The organism is Bartonella sp. CL162QHHD, from assembly GCF_042195435.1.
Taxonomy (GTDB): domain Bacteria; phylum Pseudomonadota; class Alphaproteobacteria; order Rhizobiales; family Rhizobiaceae; genus Bartonella.
Window position 1 is genome coordinate 1 of sequence record NZ_JBHIOG010000087.1, and the last position, 2,346, is coordinate 2,346.

Genomic DNA, 2,346 nt, shown 5'->3' on the forward strand with positions numbered 1-2,346 from the left:
GCTGCTGTCAAAAAAGTGCTGGATTTAGAAGCAGATGTTTGGCTGTTACCAGAAACATCTTTGAAAATTCTCACAACAATGAAAATAAATTTAAGAACAGCATGGCAACAAGAACAAGCCATTGGTCGTGAATTAAGTTTGTCGTGGTGGATTTCAAAACTAATGATTGCTGGTGTCCAGAAAGTGATCGCCATTGCACCAACACAAGACAGTATGGTTTGTGATGAAGAAGTTTTATCGATTGGAAAAATCACCTTAAACTTTAAAGGGTATACGCGCTAATGGTTGGCTCCCTACTCCCCACAAACGCAACGGAATTTGAAAAGCGCCTTGCCGATGCTTGCGATTTTCATCAAGATATTGATGGTTCTGTTTTGGGGATTTCACGTGCTAAATTGATCACACGCCCTCCCCGTTTCTTGCCGTGGCTCATTGAAGAATACGGGCTTGGTGAACTGACACCTTATGTTCCAAACCTCTATGATTTGATTGATCAAGGGCTTCAATGGCAGCGCTTGCGCGGCTCCCTTGCGGCAATAGAGATGGGGCTTGAATGGCTAGGGATTTCGGCACGCTTTCAACCCGCATGGACAGGGCGAGCATGGTGGAATTCCTTTCAACTTGATTTTGATCAGTTGCCTAAACGCAAAAGCCTTGAAGCTATTGAAGCGATTACAGATCTCTCCAAAAGTTTGCGCTCCGATTTTCGTCGTGGTGTTGCGGGGTATGATGTGCAAGCTTTAGAAGCCAATATGTCACGACTTGATCACAGCATGCTGGACTTCGAGAGTGGCGTGCACTTAAAAGCTGGGGGCACTTTGTTTTCCTTTGGGCGCACAACAGAAATCAATCATACCCTCACAAAAGAAGAAGGCAAGCTTATTGGCAACTGGATTGATGACTTTGACGAGGAGTTAAGCTGGAACCAAATTGATTACCCTTGGGATTTGGCAAATTTTCCGTGGTGTTCGGTCAAAAAACATGAACGCGATATACTCATGGCAGAGTGGTTTAGCAACCGCACGCTTTATTTCGTGTTAAGAGACAGCCAAAATAGCGTGATGGGGTATCGCAGATGCTATGCTGTAGCGCCTGTCGGACAAGCTTTGGATGGTGATTACAGCCATTGTGGCAGCAGATTCCAGCCCTCCTCGATGGTCACGGCGCTTTTGCTGGCAGCCCGCACAGATTTTCATGATGTTGACGGGAAACAAGCAGCTTTTGTTTCCATTCTCGTTCACGGCATTCCCAAACAAGATGTCCCCCTTGATATCCCCCTGGGCAAGCTTTGGTGTGACGCCAATGAACTAAATGGCGGTGTCGAGATACTCAAAACGCCCATCAATATTCCTTTGCGTGCCGATGTTCGCGAACAATTCAAGATTTTATTGAGGTTTTAATATGAAGCATGAAAGTGGTTTACCCTTTGCAATTGACAGATCTCGCGGCAAAGAGGAACAACAAAGCGTTGTCTTTTATGGCACGCGTCCCTTTATTCAAAGTGGTGAACTCAATGAAGTTCAAACCATTATAAGGGGACGGCATTACCGATACAAGATATTGATTTATAATGATAATTTAGCGTTATTCATATTGAGTTAGAATCCCGAATAACGGAAGATTCTCTCATTTCAAATCTGTTTATCTTGAATCAATCAAAACCACTCATTTGCACATAACAAGTGGGATGAGTGTGTGGATCAAATTTGTATAAGAAAGGATTAAAAAATGGCTCTTATGAACCGTCTTAATACAAGATCTGTCGCAACATTGGGGGCTGGCAAATATAATGATGGTGCCGGCTTGCTTCTTCATAAGCGTAAAGATGGAGGTGCTCAATGGATTTATCGTTATACCATTCATGGTCGTCGTCGTGAAATGGGATTGGGAGCGTTGCGAGATGTCTCTTTAAAACAAGCCCGTGAATTGGCAACTGGGTGGCGTTCGGTTTTACGTGAGGGTCGTGACCCCATTAAAGAACGCAATAAACAAAAGCGTGAAGCAATAAGCAATCTCCATTATTTAAAAGATATTGCCGTGGATGCTTTTGAAAGTCGTAAAGCTGAATTAAAAGGTGATGGTAAAAATGGTAAATGGTTTACACCTTTACGCCTTCATATTCTCCCTAAATTAGGTTGTCTGCCGGTTTCTGAGATTACACAAACTGAGATACGCAATACCCTTTCTCCCATTTNTTGTCTGCCGGTTTCTGAGATTACACAAACTGAGATACGCAATACCCTTTCTCCCATTTGGCATACAAAAGCTGTAATTGCTCGAACAGCATTGATACGTCTTAATCTTTGTCTCAAACATGCGGCTGCATTAGGTGTAGATGTTGATTTA

At 43.2% G+C, this 2,346-nt stretch carries 3 protein-coding genes and 1 pseudogene; all 4 read left to right on the forward strand.

From position 1 onward, the window contains the following. Nucleotides 1–282 (forward strand): annotated as a pseudogene (locus tag ACFILD_RS08840) (baseplate assembly protein); the annotation flags it as partial. Then, complete coding sequence (locus ACFILD_RS08845) at nucleotides 282–1,400, forward strand: phage tail protein (RefSeq protein WP_375665142.1); 1,119 nt, start codon at nucleotides 282–284, stop codon at nucleotides 1,398–1,400. The pseudogene ACFILD_RS08840 and the gene ACFILD_RS08845, both read left to right, overlap by 1 nt. Nucleotide 1,401: 1 nt before the next feature. Beyond that, a complete protein-coding gene (locus ACFILD_RS08850; protein WP_375661119.1) occupies nucleotides 1,402–1,602 on the forward strand; it encodes a hypothetical protein in 201 nt (66 codons plus the stop codon). A gap of 126 nt (nucleotides 1,603–1,728) precedes the next feature. Beyond that, nucleotides 1,729–2,346: integrase arm-type DNA-binding domain-containing protein (locus ACFILD_RS08855; protein ID WP_375665144.1), on the forward strand; the 618-nt coding region annotated here is incomplete at its 3' end.